We start from the raw sequence: 15,834 nt of genomic DNA, 5'->3' as shown, positions 1-15,834 counted from the left end.
ACGATCAGCGCAGGCGAGCGGTGTTGTAGGCGGGGGGCCGACATCTCGCCTGTCCGTTGTTGCGGAATGTTTCCGTTGACGCTGGGGCGCGCGTCTCGGTATCACCAGACGATGAAGTATGCTTTGACTCTTTCGGGAGCTCTTTCCATCGGCCTCTCGTCGCTCCCCGCGAGCGCGCTGGTCACGCAGCCGAACGGCAGCGTCATGCCGCGGGACTCGAGGAACAACGAGGTCCAGCTCTACACCCTGTTCACCAACCGGGGAGAGGCGCTCGACTACCAGGCCGATGGGAGCACCGAGCCGTCCACGTTCTCGCCGCTCTGCGGCTTCACGGCGGAGCTGGTGCTCAGGCAGACAGGCTCTCGCCTGGGGGTCGGCTGGTACAACGTCGATCCCGCTGCCACGGCGCCGCCGGCGCGCGGCGACATCCACGAGATCGTCCCCGCCGGCTCCGCCGTTGGCACCGTCATCACCGCCGCGGATATCCGGAGCGATCTCGCCTATGCGGGCGGGCAGATCGGCTTCGCGCTCCTCGGCTCGCAGATCCACTACTCCGAGCAGCGGTGGAACCAGGTGTGCACGGGCTGTACAACGCCCGGGCCCTGGGTCACCGCCGTCATCTACGCTTCGACGGTGACGCCGAACGCGTTTTACGTCGCGTTCGAGGATGGCGACGTCGGCCCGAACCCCGGCGACTTCAACAACGACGGCGACTACAACGATTATGTCTACTTCTTCAGCGGCCTCACCTGCACCGGCGGCGGCGAGCCGTGCGACACCGGGCTGCCCGGCGTGTGCGCGCCAGGGGTGACCCAGTGCGCGGCGGGTGGGCTCACCTGCCAGGGGCTCGTGCCGTCGTCGCAGGAGACCTGCGATGGGCTCGACAACGACTGCAACGGCGCCACCGACGAAGGCGAGCTCTGCCCGCCGGATCACGTCTGCGACCGGGGCGTGTGCGTGCAGGCGTGCGGCAGGGGCGAGTTCGTGTGCCCCTCGGACAAGGCATGTAATGCCGCGGGGTTCTGTGTCGAGCCAGCCTGCGCCGAGGTCGCCTGCGACGCGGGCGAGGTGTGCGTCGGCGGGCGGTGCCGCGCGCCCTGTGATGGAGTGCAGTGCCCCTTCCCGACGGTGTGCCGGGTCGGGGTGTGCGTCGACCCGTGCAGCACCGTGACGTGCGAGGAGGGCACGGTCTGCGACGGCGGCGTGTGCAAGCCGGAGTGCCCGTGCACGCCGTGCCCGAGCGGGCGCGCGTGCGAGGAGGCGAGCGGGCTTTGCAGAGAGTCGGCCTGCGTTGGCGTCGAGTGCCCGTCTGGACAGCGCTGCGACGCCGGTACGTGCGTGGACTCGTGTGCTGGAGCGGTGTGCCCGAGCGGGCAGACCTGCGTCGGCGGCGCCTGCGTGGAGGACACGAGCACGACAGCGGCCAGCGGGACCGGCGGCTCGACGGGTTCGGGCCTGGACTCCGGCGCGGGCGGCGGCCTCACGGATCCGGCCGGCAGCGGCGCCACGGGTGGCAGCGGCGGTGTCGGCGGCGGCTCGGGCGGCGGCGGCTCGGGCGGGGCCGCCGCCGGCGGCTCCGGCGCGGACGGCGGCTGCGGCTGCACCGTGGCCGGCGCGCGCGGCTCGCTCGGGGCGCCGCTCGCGGCGATCGCGCTGGCGCTGGCCGGCGCGGTTCGCCGGCGGCAGCGCGGCAGCGCTTCGGCGAAGGGCCAGGCGCCTCGGGGATAGGCAGGGCGATGACAGCGCCGTGGCCGCTCCTCTCCGGCGAGCGGTCATGGCATAGTCCGTTCATGAGACATGAGCTCCTTGGCTCCTTGCTGTGCGGACTCCTCCTCGCCGCCTGCAGCGATGACGAACAGGTGTCGCCGATCGGAGGCGGCGGCGCTGGCGGCGACGCGAGCAGCAGCGCTGGCGGCGGCGCGACCGGCGACGGCGGAGGCGGAAGCGGAGGCGCAGCGCCGGTCGCCTGCGGAGGGGACGCGGGAGCGACCTGCGGCGAGGCGGAGTACTGCGCGACGCCCGACACGACGTGCGCCGGAGACGCGCAGGGCGAATGCGCGCCGAGGCCGCGGGTCGGGAGATGTCCGGACGAATGTCAGGGGGTCTGCGGGTGCGATCAGCGCACCTATTGCAATGAGTGCATGGCGCACGCGGCCGGGGTGAACGCGTCGAGCGATACGGTTTGCGCAAGCGCAGACTACGTGATCGCCGATCACGACGTTGTCTATGTGCACCACGCGGACCTGCGAGAGGATCGGTGTCTGGTGATCTCGATCGCGTCGTTCGCCGATAGCGATCCGCTCTATGCCGGGATCGAGCTGGAGGGGCTCTGGGGCGTGCTGGACGTGGCGCTCACCGACCAGATGGGCGATTGTACTGACACGGGCATGCCGGACCCCGACGAGCGCGCTTATGCCGTGACCGGGGCCACCGGGACGATGACGTGGGAGGCTGAGCCGGACACCGGCATCCCGTGCGTCATCGACATGGATATCACCCTCACGCTCGACGGGGAGCCGGGGACCCTGCGCTTCCGGGAGACCGGCGTGGTCGTCGACAACACGTGCCTGTAGCGGTCCAGCACCCGCGTATCGCGTCGTCGGCGCGCACGTAGCACGAGCTCAGTGGAGGTGTACATGCGTCCAGGGCAGAACGTTCTCTGCTCCCTTGACTACCGGGCCGCGAGAGGACGAGGCTGCACCGCCATGGCAGGCTCGACGTGGTTCAACGTGTCGGTGGCGACGGCTCTGGCAGGGATTGCGGTGTCCGTGTCGGGCGGCTGCGCATGTTCAATCGGCGCGGACTCGTCCAGCTACGAACCAGGTGAAGGGTCTGGCGGTGCGCCCGGCAGTACCGGTAACAGTGATGCTCCGGGGAGTGGGGCGGGTGGAACCGGCGCTTCGGCGCAGGGCAGCGGCGGCGAGAGCGTGGGTGGGGGCGTCCCGGAGTGCTCAGGCCGCGAGACGAAGTGCTCGGAGAACACGCCGCGGCGATGTGTCGATGGGCGGTGGGAGAACGGCGATCCATGCGCCAGGCAGACGTGCGTCGACGGAACGTGCATCGGCGAGTGCGGCCCGGAGGACGTGCGCTGCTCGGACGACCGGCCGCAGCGGTGCGACGAACACGGGGCGTGGGAGGAGGCGGAGCCATGTCCTGCGGCAGCGCCCGTATGCGACCGAGGGAAGTGCGTGCCGCCGAGCTGCGTCGGACTGGCCGAGACGTGCGGGCCGGGTAGCGACGAGAGCTGCTGCGCGACCGCGGAGGCGGCGCCCGGAGGCACGTTCAACCGGGACAACGATACGAGGTATCCAGCGACGGTGAGCGGGTTCTTGCTGGAGCGGTTCGAGGTGACGGTGGGGCGGTTCCGCAGGTTCGTGGAGGCGTATCCCGGGAGCAAGCCGGCGCCGGGAGCGGGGGCTCACCCGCTGATCGAGGGGAGCGGGTGGAATGCGGAGTGGACGAGCAACCTGCCCGCGGACGCAGCGGCATTGAAGGCAGCAGTCAACTGCAGCCCGACCTACAAGACGTGGAGAGACGACACCGACGGAGGTACCGAGCACCTGCCGATGAACTGCCTGAACTGGTATGTGGCGTTCGCGTTCTGCGCGTGGGATGGGGGCCGGCTAGCGACGGAGGCGGAGTGGAACTACGCGGCGGCAGGAGGAGACGAGCAGCGGGCGTATCCGTGGTCGAATCCGGCGAGCTCGACCAGAATCGATAACAGTTATGCGGTGTATGACTGCGCAGGGGATCGGTCTGCGTCTGGCGAGTGTGCGTTCAGCGATATCCAGGCCGTCGGGTCGCGGTCGCCGAAGGGAGACGGGAGGTGGGGGCAGGCGGACCTGGCCGGGAACCTGCGGGAGTGGGTCCTGGACTGGTACGCAGCAGACTATCCAAACGAATGTAATGATTGCGCCAATTTGACCAGCGCCACGGGCCGGGGGTTCCGCGGCGGGAGCTTCGAGTTCGATGACTCGGAGCAGCCCCGGTCCACTGCGCCGGACCTGCTCTCGTCCCGTCGTAACGGCCTCGTCCCGTCGATCAGCGGCACCCTCTTCGGGGCCCGGTGCGCGAGGACGCCGTAGGTGCTCATCGGAGCCATACCCGTCGCGTGCGGTGCATTCGGTAGATTCGGGTGTCCGGGACGCGCCGGGCGAGTGTCTGGAACGCGGGGGGCGCCGATGTGGTTCCGGACATCACCGCTTTTTCTCTCGCAGCTTCACCATGCCACCCGGTCGCGTGTAAACCCGGGGCTTCGCGTAGCGCTAATCCCACGCAGCCAGGCGTCTCGCGAGCGCTTCCTGCGCGCTGTGAAGCGCTCTCGTACGCCGCTTGTACGCCGTGCTGAGGGGCATCTCTCTCGTCTCGGCGATGTCTCTCATGGGGATCTCGTGGAGGTCGCGCTGGACCAGCACCGAACGCAGCTCGAACGGCAGCTCCCGGACGACTGATCTCAGCAGGCGCCGCCGCTCCGCTGCGAGCAGGAGCTCGAGGGCGGTCGCGCGCTCGCCAGCCTTACACAGCTCCACGGGGTCCGTGATGACCTCGTTCCGCCGAGATGCCTTCGCGTGGTAACGCGAAGCCAGGTTCACCGCGAGCCCGTTCAGCCACCGCGCGATCGGGCCACGCGTTGGGTCATAGCTGCCGAAGCTCATGACAGCCGCCAGGAAGACGTCCTGGCTCAGGTCGTGCCGATCGCGCTCGGGCACACGGAGCCGCGCGAGCCACCGGCGAACGCGCCGAATCGTTTCTCCCTGAAGGAGGCATTGGAACGCATGAGCCCGAGACGGGCTTGCGGCAGGCTTCACCTTGTTCTTCCTGGGTCTCGGCTGCGCCGCTGTCCGTTGCGCGGTGCGAGGCGCGCCGGATGCGCTCGAACGAGCCGTCCTGTCGTGCCGGGCCGGAGGAGCCGGCTCGTCGGTGAAGACGTGTGTTCTGATGGAATGCATCATCGCCCCTCGCGAGGGCAGCGCCAGAAGCTCCATGGCTCGCCTCCAGGTGAAACGTGAATGCCCCGCGCGAACGCTCGTCGGCGCGCGGACACGATCGCTCCTGAGCGGACGTCGCACGGCGCGCGACGCCCGCTCAGGAAGCGCTCAATCCCCTATGACAAAGGCCGCGAACCACGGTGGTCCAGCACCGCCTCCGTGACGAAGGCCACGTCGTTCGCGTCGATGTTTACTGCGCGGTCATCACCTGAGCCCGGCCAGCTGCGCCTCGCGTTCACCAGCCAGGCGACCGCGCGGGAATCTGCGTCCGTGCTCCTCCAGCAGGCGTCGCGCCTCGACGAGCGACACGACATCACCGGCCGCCATGGCTGTCCGTGCGCGGGCGATCAGCTCCTGCTCGCGGGAGCTGATCCTCGGGCGGCGCTGCGCCGCTGGCCAGCCTGTCGGCATGGCGGAGACGGCAGGGGCCGTCACCGCCCCATCCAGCGCCGGAAAGGCCATCACCGCCCCGTCCAGCGCACCGCTCACGCGCGCCGGCTCGGCGGGGCCCCTCGCGGCCTGTCCGGTCGCCGGCCCGGTCGTCCTCCTGGAGAGCAGAATGGCCATGGAGGGGTGGAGAGGCTCGAGGGGCTCCATCGGGCCCACGGCCAGCGCGCCGAGCGCCGCCGCGCAGGCGACGGCAAAGCCTCGCGCCACCCAGCGCGTGGGGCTACGTCGCCGCCAGGAACACCGCTCCAGGAGCCAGGGCGGGAACAGCGCGGCGCGCAGCCGGCGAGCGCCGCGGCCTCGTTGCCTCGCTTCCCTGCGGGCCGCCGCCTCTTCGAACTCCTCCCAGGCCCGGCGCAGCCGACTTCGCGCCGTCTCCAGCGGGATCTCCTGCTCTCGGGCGACCTCGGCGATCGGCCGCTCCAGGAGCTCGCACGCGATGAACACCCCGCGGCACCGCTCGCCGATCTCCTCGATGAGCTGCCGCACCAGCGCCGCCTCCTGGCGAGCGATGGCGTGATCCTCGGGGCTCCCTCGCTCATCGCAGAGCGCCGCCTCGTCGAGGCCCGTGAGCGCCTCCTCGCGCCTGCGCGACGCTCGCCGGTGATCGCGGGCCGTGTTCAGGACGACGCTGTCGCACCACGCGCTCGGGTTCCTCGCCGAGCGGGCCTGCTCCCGCCGCTCCCAGAGCCGCACCATGGCGTCCTGCGCGACGTCATCGCGGTCCCGCTCGGGCACCCCAGCGTAGCTGATGAGCGATCTCACGCGGGCGGGTACAGCGCAGGTCGGCGTTGGTCGGTCCACGGTCCAGCAGACGATCCGAGCCCGGCCGGACGGTCAAAAAATCGACCGAGCCCTCGCAGATGCGCGGCGAGTGGCCCTACGGTGGGCGAGCCCGAGAAGAGAGGACCAGCGGCTCGGTGAGATCTCCTCCTCCGCCGCCACACCTGCGCCCGCTGCGGATCTCGACGGGGGCCCAGCAGCCGTCGTGGGCGCGGTGCTCGTTCCGTCCTCAAGGCCTTCCGGAGCGGAGTCACGCATTGCATCATCATTGCTGAAATTCTCATGCGTCCGGTGGCTTGAGGACGATTTCCGACCATCGTGAGCTCACTGGACCGCGAGACGGATATACGAGGAGGCTCGGCGGTCGCGGGACCGTGCGCGTTGACATGGGCTCGCGCGCAGGAGTATCCAGCGTGGGGTGCGCCATGCGCTCCTCTCCGTCTTGCCGTGTGTCTTTGTCGGCGTCGTCGCGGCGCTGGAGGGCGTGGCGAGCGCGCAGGATCCCCAAGGGCTTGCGGGGCCGCAGGAGACATCGACCGCGGAGGATCTGCTGCGCCGCGCTCGGCAGGCGCGCGATGCCAGGCGATGGGCCGAGGCCGAGGCGGCGTACGAGGCGGCGCTGAAGGCGGCCGACGCGGCGTGGACGACCGACGCGGAGCGCGCCGAGATCGCCGCGGAGCTCGGCCTGTGCGAGCTCGCGCTGGGCAGCTATCGAGACGCGGCAGACCACCTGGCGCAGAGCTTGAGACACCGCGGCGCGCTCCGCAGCCCGCTTTTGGAGCGCGCCGAAGAAGGATTGTTGAAGGCCGAGCGCCGGGTGGTGACGCTCTATCTGGGTGTGAGTCCACCGGACGCCGAGGTCTTCGTCGACGGCAAGGCGCTGGGTCGCCGTGCGCCGACGTACGAGCTGTTTCTGGAGCCGGGGCAGCACACCGTGCGGGCGCGGCTGGATGGCCACAGCGAGGCGGTGGGCGCGTTCGACGGGCAGGCGGGCAAGGCCAGCTCGCTGACCCTGAAGCTGCCTCGCGCGCCGGAGCGCGGCGCCCAGGAGCGCGGCGCGCTCACGGCGGCCGGCGCCGGCCCGGCGCGGCCGGCGGCCCCGTCGCCACCTCCGGCAGCGCGGCGGTCGCTTCCCCTGACGGAGCTCCGGATCGGGGGCGTGGCGCTCGCCACGGCGGCGCTGGCGGCCGGCACGGTGTTCCTGCTGCGGGCCGATGTGATTGACGGCAACCTGACCGAGCGCGACATGGTGCGCCGCCGGCAAGGCTGGACGCCGACGACGTGCTGGTGGCCGAACGCGCCCTCGCCGTGCGCGGAGATCCGCAAGGAGGTGGCCGAGCGGGGCCGGTTCGCCACGCTCGGCAATGTGGCGCTGGTGACGGGGGCCGTGTTCGGGGTCGCGACGGCGGCATCGTTCCTCGCGGAGGGATGGCTCCTCGGCGGCACGCCGGCCCGTGAAGGCGTTCATGTGATTCCGAGCGCGACGGGAACGCAGGCCGGGCTCGTTCTTCAGGGGGTGTGGTGAGGCGACGAGGGGCGTTGGGAACGCGCGGGCGGCAAGGTCGAGGAACGCTGCGTTCGGTCGCGGCGATCGCGCTCGGCTGCGGGAGCGCAGCGGGGGGCGCAGGGTGTTCCTATGCCGAGGACTGCACGACGACGTACAGTTGCGAGCCGCTCCCCGGCGAGACGCCGCCGGCGCTGCCGGCGTCGCCGTGTGACGGCGATCCCGCGACGAGCCCGGCGAAGGACGGATTCGGGGTGTTCGTCGCGCGGAGCGGGGACGACGGGAGCGACGGGACGAGGAAAGCGCCCGTCAGGACGCTGCAGCGCGCGGTGGAGAAGGCATCGGAGCCCGGGGGGACGCGGCGGGTGTACGCGTGCGCGGAGGACTTCGCGGAGGCCGTCACGCTGCCGTCGGGCGTCGCGCTCTGGGGCGGCCGGGACTGCGCCACAGCGGCGTGGACCTGGGGCGGCAAGGACCGCCTCACCGAGATCGCGCCGGCGCCGGAGCGGGTGCCGCTCATCGTGGAGGCGCGACAGGCGAGCATGACGTCGGTGGTGTTCGGCGTGCGGCTCGTGGCGGCGGACGCGATTCGGCCGAGCGGGTCGTCCATCGCGATGATCGTGCGAGAGGGCGCCGCGGTGAACGTGGTGTCGAGCGAGATCCTGGCAGGGAACGGTGCCGATGGGGCGGATGGGAACGATGGCGCTCCCCGGGATGCGCCGTGGCGGGCGCCGGATGGGGCACCTGGCCATCCGGGCGCGCCCGGGTGCATAGCGGACTGGACCGAGGGCGCTCCGCCGGCGATGACCGTGTGCGAGGACGGGACGAGCTCGATCGGCGGCGCAGGCGGCGACGGCGACGTCGCCGCGGGCGGCGACGGTGAGCCAGGCGCACCGGCACCATGGGCTGGCGCGATGCACAACGGTAAGGGGGGAAAGGGCGGGCCAATGGGCTGTACACCCGGCGAGTGGGGCGGCGATGGAGGGCCCGGCGCGAACGGGGTCGGAGCCGGGAAGGGAGTGGAGGAGCCGCTCAAGTACGGAACCATCAGCGCGCGCGGCTGGCAGGGTTTCTCGGGGCAAGACGGCCAGAACGGGAGGATCGGCCAGGGAGGCGGCGGCGGGGGCGGCGTCGGAACGAACGGGCAGTGCCGCCCTGTGGATCCGCAAGGCGGACCGTCCGGTGGCTCGGGCGGGGGTGGAGGCTGCGGGGGGCGCGGTGGCCAAGGCGGCGGTTATGGAGGCGGTAGCTTCGGGATCATCGCCTTGCATGCTCACGTCATGGTGGACAAGACCGACATCATCACCGGCAATGGGGGTCGCGGCGGCAACGGAGGAAGAGGGCAAGAGGGTGGCTGGGGCGGGGTACCCGGCGCCCGTGGAGCTATCGCACCCGCGGCCTACTTTGCATGCGACGGGGGTCCGGGTGGCGCGGGAGGCAAAGGCGGCCATGGCGGCGGAGGGCTCGGGGGCGTCTCCATCGCCGTCGCGCGCGTGGACAGCAGTGTTCACCTCACGGAGAGCGCCGACTGGAGGTGGGGAGCCCCCGGTGCCGGGGGACACGGAGGCGATCCGAGCGACGACAACGCCAAAGGGCAGGACGGCTGTACGGCCGTCCTCTGGGAATTCCCCGAGCTGATTGCAACGCCCCGATGAGGGATTTCGCACGGGGATTGACCGAGAGAGGAACATGAAGATCACAAGCACCGCATGGGTCCTTCTGCTGTTCTCTCCAGCCGCCCTGGGGTGCGGAGCAGAGCCGTTCGCCCCACCGTGCGCGGAGGGGGGCACCTGTGACCCAGAGCCCTCGGCCGCGCCCTCGGAGGAGGAGTGTATCCAGGGGCTCGCCGCGCTGCGCGTGCAGGCTGGGTGCGGGGTGTTCGCGAGCCGGTCGTTTGGAGACGACGGCAATCCCGGCACGATGGAGAAACCGGTGAAGACGCTCGCCCGTGCGGTCGCGCTCGCGCCGCGTGCTCGCGGGCGGGTGTTCGCCTGCACCGACTCTTACGCTGAGGGCATCACCTTGCGCTCCGGCATCGATCTGTGGGGCGGCTTCGTTTGCTGGGCGAGATGGATCCACTACACGGAAGGCTCAGCCAGCGGGGTGGTAACGCTCCTTTCTCCAGACGCCGGGGGTCCCCCGATCACCGTGGTGGCAGCGCAGGACGACGGCGAAGGGCCCACCGATGGCGTATCGACGATCGTGGACATGCAAGTGCAGCAGAGGCGCATGGTGGAGCCGGATCGCTCTTCCATCGCGATGAAGCTCCAGCCGGGCGCGGTCGTGGAGGTGCTTCGGAGCGTGATTGAGGCGGACAGGGGCGGGGGAGGCAAGCACGGCGAGGATGCGGTCTACGTCGATCCGCAGCCAGCGTACGGGGAGATCGGAGCGATCGGCAGGGACGCTTGCTCGGCAGCGACCGTGGCCGGCGCCTCCGCGGTGACGACCGTGTGCGGCGACATGGTGTCGACGGGCGGCAAAGGGGGCGACGGGACCCCGGACCGCGGTGGCGATGCCGAGGACGGCAAGCCGCTGACGGCCTCGAACTCCAGCTACGTAGGCCTGGGCGGCGCGGGCGCAAAGGACGGCGCCCGGTGCGAGGACGGCCGCCGTGGGGCAGACGGTGCGCCGGGCGAGCCCGGCACAGCCGGCCAGGGTGGACGCCTCACCGAGGCCGGGTGGGAAGGCGTGCCCGGCCGCCAGGGCGGCACGGGAGCGCCCGGCCAGGGGGGAGGAGGGGGCGGCGGCGCGCCGGGGGGCCGGAGCGCCTGCGGCAACGCGGCGCTGGGCGGCGCGTCGGGAGGCTCGGGCGGCGGCGGCGGTTGCGGCGGCAAGGGCGGCTACGGCGGCGCTGCGGGCGGCGCGAGCATCGCGATCTTCGCCCATCCGGGCAGCAAGCTGACCCTGCGGGAAACGCGCGTCATCACGGGCCCGGGCGGCCCCGGAGGTCGAGGGGGCCGAGGCCAGTTCGGCGGGCAGGGCGTGCAAGGAGGCCCGCCGGGGCTGGATCCGCCCATGCTCGGCGAACACGCCTGCCGAGGCGGCTACGGCGGTTGGGGCGGCATGGGCGGCTACGGTGGCGGGGGCTCAGGCGGGCCCTCGATCGGCATCGCCTACGCCGACGACGAGCAGCTCACCCTGGATCGCGTCACGTTCGAGATCGGCGAAGGCGGCCCGGGCGGCATCGCGGAAGTGCTCGACGAGACGCGCGACAAGGCGAACCGAGGCAGCGACGGCTTCGCCGCCGAGATGATGCGCTTCTCGCCGTAGGTCCGCGCGCGGGATCGCCGCGACCGGTTACCCTGCTCGATCCGGAGTAGGGTAGGACGAGCGCCTCGCCTCAGCACCAGCCGCTGTATTGATGGCCGCTCCCATGGTCGCTCTCCGTGGCGGGAACGTCCACCGCGCGTCGTGTGCTCGCGTCACGTGCAGCGCCGCCGGCGAGCATGCTTTATGCGTTGTCGTTGCTCGGCCCTTCCAGCGGCCCCTCGGGCGCGTCCCACCCGCCGGGAGGCTCTTGGATTCCCAGCGCGGCGAGTAGCTCGCGGGCGGCCGCCGAGATGCCTTTGGGGATCTCGGGCCCTGGCTCCCAGGCCGACAGCAGCGCGCGAAGCCTCCGGGCGGGCGCGGCGAATTTCTGCTGATCGAGCTCCGTTCCGAAGGCGGACAGCAGCTGGTCCACGTGCTCGATCAGGTGCTCTCGCGACGGCCACGATGTCGCCTTGGCCCACAAGCGCGGCGAGGCGAGCGCGCCGGCGATGTTCACGGCGCCCGCGACCGCCTGGACCAGCCGGGCTGCCTTCTTCGACGCGTCTCCGTAGCTCCGCGGCGCGGCCGCGGCCTCCGCCGCGGGCGGCGGCTCGGCTTCGCCCGTGTCGCGCTCGATCGCCCGGACCTGATAGCCGTCGTCGTTCTCCCAGCCGCAGGCGGGCACCCTTATGCCGAGCGAAAGACAGAAACGCCGGGCCGCCTCGTACACTGCCTGCGGGACCTCCTCGCCCTCTCTCCAGGTAAGAACCGCCTCCCGGAGCTCGTGCGCTCGCTCGCGGGGCTCCTCGAGCGGGAAATACGCGATGTGGTCGTCGGCCGCCTGGAGGACTTCCGCGCGCGTCGGTCGTCTCACGAGGGTCGACAGCCTGCGGGCCGAGGTCATCTCACGCAACAGGTCGAAGGCGTTGTTGAGGGCCTCGCCCTCCTTGTCGTCAGGGTCCGATCTTCGACCGATGGTGCGCGGCTCTCGCGGTTGGGTAGGCTTCACGGTATCGTCTCTCCTGCTCACGGATACGGCATACTACGCCGCAGATGGCAAGCACACTTCCTTCTCAGCTCTCTTTGCATCGATGATGTGAGCGGTGTTGACGAGCCCGATGTGAGAGAACGCCTGCGGGAAATTGCCGAGCTGGCGACGCAGCTCGGGGCTGTACTCCTCGGCGAGCAGGCCGACATCGTTGCCGAGGGAGACCAGGCGATCGAGGAGCGCCTCCGCCTCGTCGAGGCGGCCGACCATCGCGTAGTTGTCGGCGAGCCAGAAGCTGCAGATGAGGAAGGTCCCCTCGTGCCCCGGCAGGCCGTCCACCCCCGTCTCGGTCGCATAACGCAGGACGAGGCCATCCCGGGTGAGGCCCTTCTCGATCGCCGCGACGGTGGACAGCATGCGGGGATCATCGGCGGCCAGGAAGCCCATGTGCGGGATCAGGAGCACGCTGGCGTCGAGGGCCTCCGAGCCGTACGATTGAGTGAAAGCGCCGACGCGCGTGTTGAATCCGCGATCGAGCAGGTCGAGGCGGATCTCCTCGCGCAACGCGCGCCAGCGCTGGAGCCGCTTCTCCAGTCGATGCTGTTCGCCTACGCCGAACTCCTCGTTCATGCGTATGGCGCGATCCACGGCCACCCAGGCCATCAGCTTCGAGTGCGTGAAGTGCAGCTGCTTCGCCCCGCGCACCTCCCAGATGCCTTCGTCCGGCCGCTGCCAGGACTTCTCGACGAAGTCCACGATCTCCACGATGGGGTCCCAGGTGTGCGGCAGATCCGGCAGGCCTTGTGCGTGGGCATCATAGAGCGTGTTGAGCACCTCGCCGTAGACGTCGAGTTGAAATTGATCGTAGGCGCCATTGCCGATCCGCACCGGTCTCGATTCGTCGTATCCTGGGAGCCACGGCAGCTCGATCTCGGTGAGCCGATGCTCCCCGGCCACGCCGTACATGATCTGCAGCTGCGCAGGAGCGCCGGCGACCGCGCGCATGAGCCAGTCGCGCCAGGCCTGAGCTTCCCCGAGGTACCCGCCGCGCATCAGGGCGTCGAGCGTGAGCGTGGAGTCGCGCAACCAGCAGTAGCGATAGTCCCAGTTGCGAAAGCCGCCGAGGTCCTCCGGCAAGGAGGTGGTCGGCGCCGCCACGATCCCGCCCGTGGGCGCATAGGTGAGCGCCTTCAGCGTAAGGAGCGACCGCACGACGGCATCACGCCAGCGGCCCTGGTAGCGACAACAGCCCGCCCATTCTCGCCAGTGACGCTCGGTTCGCGCGAGCTCCTGCTCCGCGTCGACGGGGTGGGCCGGCGCGTGCTCATGCGACGGGTAGAACGTGAGGGTGAACGGAAGGCGCTGACCCGCGCGGACGACGAAGTTCGTCTCCAATCGGGCGGCGTTCCAGTCGGGGTCAAGCGATGCTGGGCTGCTGAACGCAAGCGCGGCGGGTCCAGACGTGAGCGTCGCTCGGCCTCCGTCACACTGGATCCACGGGATCACGCGGCCGTAGCCGAACCGCGCCCTCAGATCGGAGTGCATCGGCACTTCGCCCTCGATTCCTTCGACGATCCGGATGACGTCGTGGGCTCCGTCGACGAGCCGGCTGGCGTCGCGCGGGGCGACGCCCGGGGGCATGAAGTCGATCAGGCGCGCGCGGCCGCTCTCACAGGCGAACTCGGTCTCGAGGACCAGCGTGTCCCGCCGATAGCGCCGCTCCAAGCTTCGTATCGCCGTGGCTGGCCGGATGGTCCAGTAGCCGTGGTCGTCGCGTCCGAGCAGCTTCGCGAAGCACGCGTCTGAGTCGATGCGCGGCAGGCAGAGCCAGTCGAGCGAGCCGTAACGCGAGACCAGACCGACCGTGGTCGTGTCACCGATGAGACCGTAGTGTTCGAGCGGAGCTGACATCGCTACACCATGCGTGTCCGTGCCTGGACCGCAATCCTGGAGCCGATCGTTCGCCGCCCACCCAGCGCACCGCGAGCGCGCTCCGAGCGTAGCGGTCGCGCGCGAATCGCTCGCGGCGAACGTCTCGCTCGCCCGCCCTCGTCGCCGCTGGCCATGCGCTCGACCTCCTCGATCGAAGCGCGGCCCTGCGCGGCGAGCGGCGAACGACGCCCGATCACCGCTGCTTCTCGAGCGCCGCCTCGTTCTCCGATCTCTCCGATCGCCGCCGGCGCAAGACGACCCGGGCAGGAGAGCCGTCGAGACCCTCGAGGCGCAGCGGCAGGCAGACGAGGTCGTACCAACCCTGCTCGACGCGCGAGAGATCCAGCCCTTCGATGATGCAGACTCCGGCGGCGAGCAGGACATGGTGCGTCTCGGCCCCGCGATCCATGCCTCCGATCGACAGGTAGTCGATCCCCACGGTCCAGACGCCTCGCTCGACCAGGTGATTGGCCGCCTCGAATGACAGATAGGTGTAATCCGAGCGAAATTGCGTTTCATCCCAGTGCGCGGAGTTTCCCGTCTTGAACAGGACGCGATCGCCGGGGCGGATGTCGGCGGGATCGACGTGGGCCGGCGTGATGCGATCGATCTCTCCGAGATCGAGGACGCGCGCTGGCCCGATGAGCCGCTCGAGCGAAACACGGTCGATGCCAGCGCCGTGGACGATGAAATGAGCCGGAGCATCGACGTGCGTGCCGGTGTGCGTGCCCAGCGAGAGATGGGAGACGGTCGCGGGATCGCCACGCTCGAGATCCTGCGTCTGGACGATCTTTACCTCGGGGTTGCCCGGCCAGTGCACCATCCCGTTACGGATCGGTACACTCACGTCGACCCACAGCTCCTTCGACTGGTTCAGGGCTGATCGTTCCATGGACGCCTCCCTCGGAGGCATCCATTGTGCCCCGCGCCCCGTCCGGGAGCCGGAAGCCCTCCGTCGAGGGGCAGATCGGCTCGCGACGCTCGGGCGAGCGACCTAGTCGTCGTCGGGCCCGTCTGAAGCGTGCCTCCGAGCCGATCGGGCGGCGGGAGGCGAGCGATCTTCAGGTCGAGGCGCGTCGTGAGTTGCCTGTTCCGGGCCACCGCATCTCATGGGCACCCTCGCTGCTCTTCCCGCTCACGTGTCTATCTGCAGCACACGGGCGGTTCCGGCCGACGAATGGATCCTGCCCGCCCCGTCACGGCGGCGGCTTGCGGCCGCCCGGCGGTGGAGCCGGGGGTTCGGCTGCGGCGGCGCCGGCCGCGGTGGCCAAGCCGGCGACGATGCCATCCCAGTGGCTGCCCTTCCAAAGGACCTTGCCGCAACGGTCGCACCGCCAGAACTCGTCGTGGCGATCCGCGACCACCGCCGGCACCGCATCCCGCACGCTGTCCTTCGGGGCGGCCGTGAGCGCGCCGCCGCACGCCATGCAGCGGGGGTCCCGCACGGGCAGCCCGAGCTCCCGCAGCACGAAGCCGGCCTGCTCCGTCGGCCGCAGCCCGCGCGGCACGTAGAGCCCGCGCACGGCCGCGGTGCGCAGGGAACGCCGCTCGAACACGCCGGCGTCGGAGCTCAGCAGCACACGGCCGGTCTGCTGCGCGAGGCGCACGAGATCGCCGTCGTCGATGCCGTGCTCGAACATGGCGTCGTAGCCCGCGCCGCGCAGCCAGCGCGACAGGCCGCCCAGCATCGCGTCGCACAGGAAGCTCGGCGCCCCCGCGCCGCCCTGCGCTGAAGCCGCGCTGTCCTGCGCCGCCGCGCCGCCCTGCGCAGGGGCCGCGCCGCCCTGCGCCGGATCGGCTCCGCCGCCCGCCTCACCCACGAGCACGCCCCATCGCGCTCAGGATGGCGGAAGGCCAGCGGGCGGCAAGGGCGCCGCCGGCGAAATCCCCACGCGCCCGCCGCGCGCTGCTACCGTCGCCATAGGGTCAACCGATCGTGGAGG

Annotated in this window: 12 protein-coding genes; 6 read left to right on the top strand and 6 right to left on the bottom strand. The window is 70.9% G+C overall.

The annotated features are described in order from the left end of the window. Positions 1-111 precede the first annotated feature (111 nt). From WMF29_RS35825 to WMF29_RS35815, 3 genes are all read left to right on the top strand, one after another. Positions 112-1,728 carry a hypothetical protein gene (locus WMF29_RS35825; protein WP_437324600.1) on the top strand — a complete coding sequence of 539 codons (1,617 nt, stop codon included), beginning with the start codon at positions 112-114 and terminating at the stop codon, positions 1,726-1,728. 62 nt (positions 1,729-1,790) lie between these two features. Continuing rightward, complete coding sequence (locus tag WMF29_RS35820) at positions 1,791-2,573, top strand: hypothetical protein (RefSeq protein ID WP_437324599.1); 783 nt, start codon at positions 1,791-1,793, stop codon at positions 2,571-2,573. Between the two features lie 615 nt (positions 2,574-3,188). Further along, positions 3,189-4,085, top strand: coding sequence for a formylglycine-generating enzyme family protein (locus WMF29_RS35815; RefSeq protein ID WP_437324598.1), 897 nt, complete (start codon positions 3,189-3,191; stop codon positions 4,083-4,085). Between the two features lie 180 nt (positions 4,086-4,265). On the opposite strand, the gene WMF29_RS35810 is transcribed toward WMF29_RS35815, so the two are convergent. Then, positions 4,266-4,949, bottom strand: a complete 684-nt coding sequence (locus tag WMF29_RS35810) for an RNA polymerase sigma factor (RefSeq protein ID WP_437331201.1) — start codon at positions 4,947-4,949, stop codon at positions 4,266-4,268. 243 nt (positions 4,950-5,192) lie between these two features. Next, entirely contained in the window at positions 5,193-6,200 is a 1,008-nt protein-coding gene (locus WMF29_RS35805) for an RNA polymerase sigma factor (protein WP_437324597.1), read from the bottom strand. Between the two features lie 460 nt (positions 6,201-6,660). On the opposite strand from WMF29_RS35805, the gene WMF29_RS35800 reads away from it, so the two are divergent. From WMF29_RS35800 to WMF29_RS35790, 3 genes are read left to right on the top strand one after another with little or no spacing between them, the layout of a single operon-like run. Next, positions 6,661-7,743 carry a PEGA domain-containing protein gene (locus tag WMF29_RS35800; RefSeq protein WP_437324596.1) on the top strand — a complete coding sequence of 361 codons (1,083 nt, stop codon included), beginning with the start codon at positions 6,661-6,663 and terminating at the stop codon, positions 7,741-7,743. 14 nt (positions 7,744-7,757) lie between these two features. Then, positions 7,758-9,377 (top strand): hypothetical protein, encoded by a 1,620-nt coding sequence (locus WMF29_RS35795; RefSeq protein WP_437324595.1) that lies wholly within the window; start codon positions 7,758-7,760, stop codon positions 9,375-9,377. 34 nt (positions 9,378-9,411) lie between these two features. Then, the gene (locus WMF29_RS35790; RefSeq protein ID WP_437324594.1) at positions 9,412-10,992 is read left to right on the top strand and encodes a hypothetical protein; all 1,581 of its coding nucleotides are present in this window, start codon (positions 9,412-9,414) and stop codon (positions 10,990-10,992) included. A gap of 181 nt (positions 10,993-11,173) precedes the next feature. Here the strand turns inward: WMF29_RS35790 and WMF29_RS35785 are convergent, their stop codons facing one another. The 4 genes from WMF29_RS35785 to WMF29_RS35770 form a co-directional block, all read right to left on the bottom strand. Continuing rightward, a complete protein-coding gene (locus WMF29_RS35785) occupies positions 11,174-11,980 on the bottom strand; it encodes a hypothetical protein (protein ID WP_437324593.1) in 807 nt (268 codons plus the stop codon). 33 nt (positions 11,981-12,013) lie between these two features. Then, positions 12,014-13,870: a glycoside hydrolase family 15 protein gene (locus tag WMF29_RS35780; protein WP_437324592.1), complete on the bottom strand. Its 1,857-nt coding sequence runs from the start codon at positions 13,868-13,870 to the stop codon at positions 12,014-12,016. A 214-nt stretch (positions 13,871-14,084) separates the two neighbouring features. After that, positions 14,085-14,783, bottom strand: coding sequence for a cyclase family protein (locus tag WMF29_RS35775; protein ID WP_437324591.1), 699 nt, complete (start codon positions 14,781-14,783; stop codon positions 14,085-14,087). 304 nt (positions 14,784-15,087) lie between these two features. Next, complete coding sequence (locus WMF29_RS35770; protein ID WP_437324590.1) at positions 15,088-15,711, bottom strand: Mut7-C RNAse domain-containing protein; 624 nt, start codon at positions 15,709-15,711, stop codon at positions 15,088-15,090. Positions 15,712-15,834 lie beyond the last annotated feature (123 nt).

Source organism: Sorangium sp. So ce381 (assembly GCF_051473845.1).
Lineage (GTDB): Bacteria > Myxococcota_A > Polyangia > Polyangiales > Polyangiaceae > Sorangium > Sorangium atrum.
This window is presented reverse-complemented; position numbering and strand designations above follow the sequence as displayed.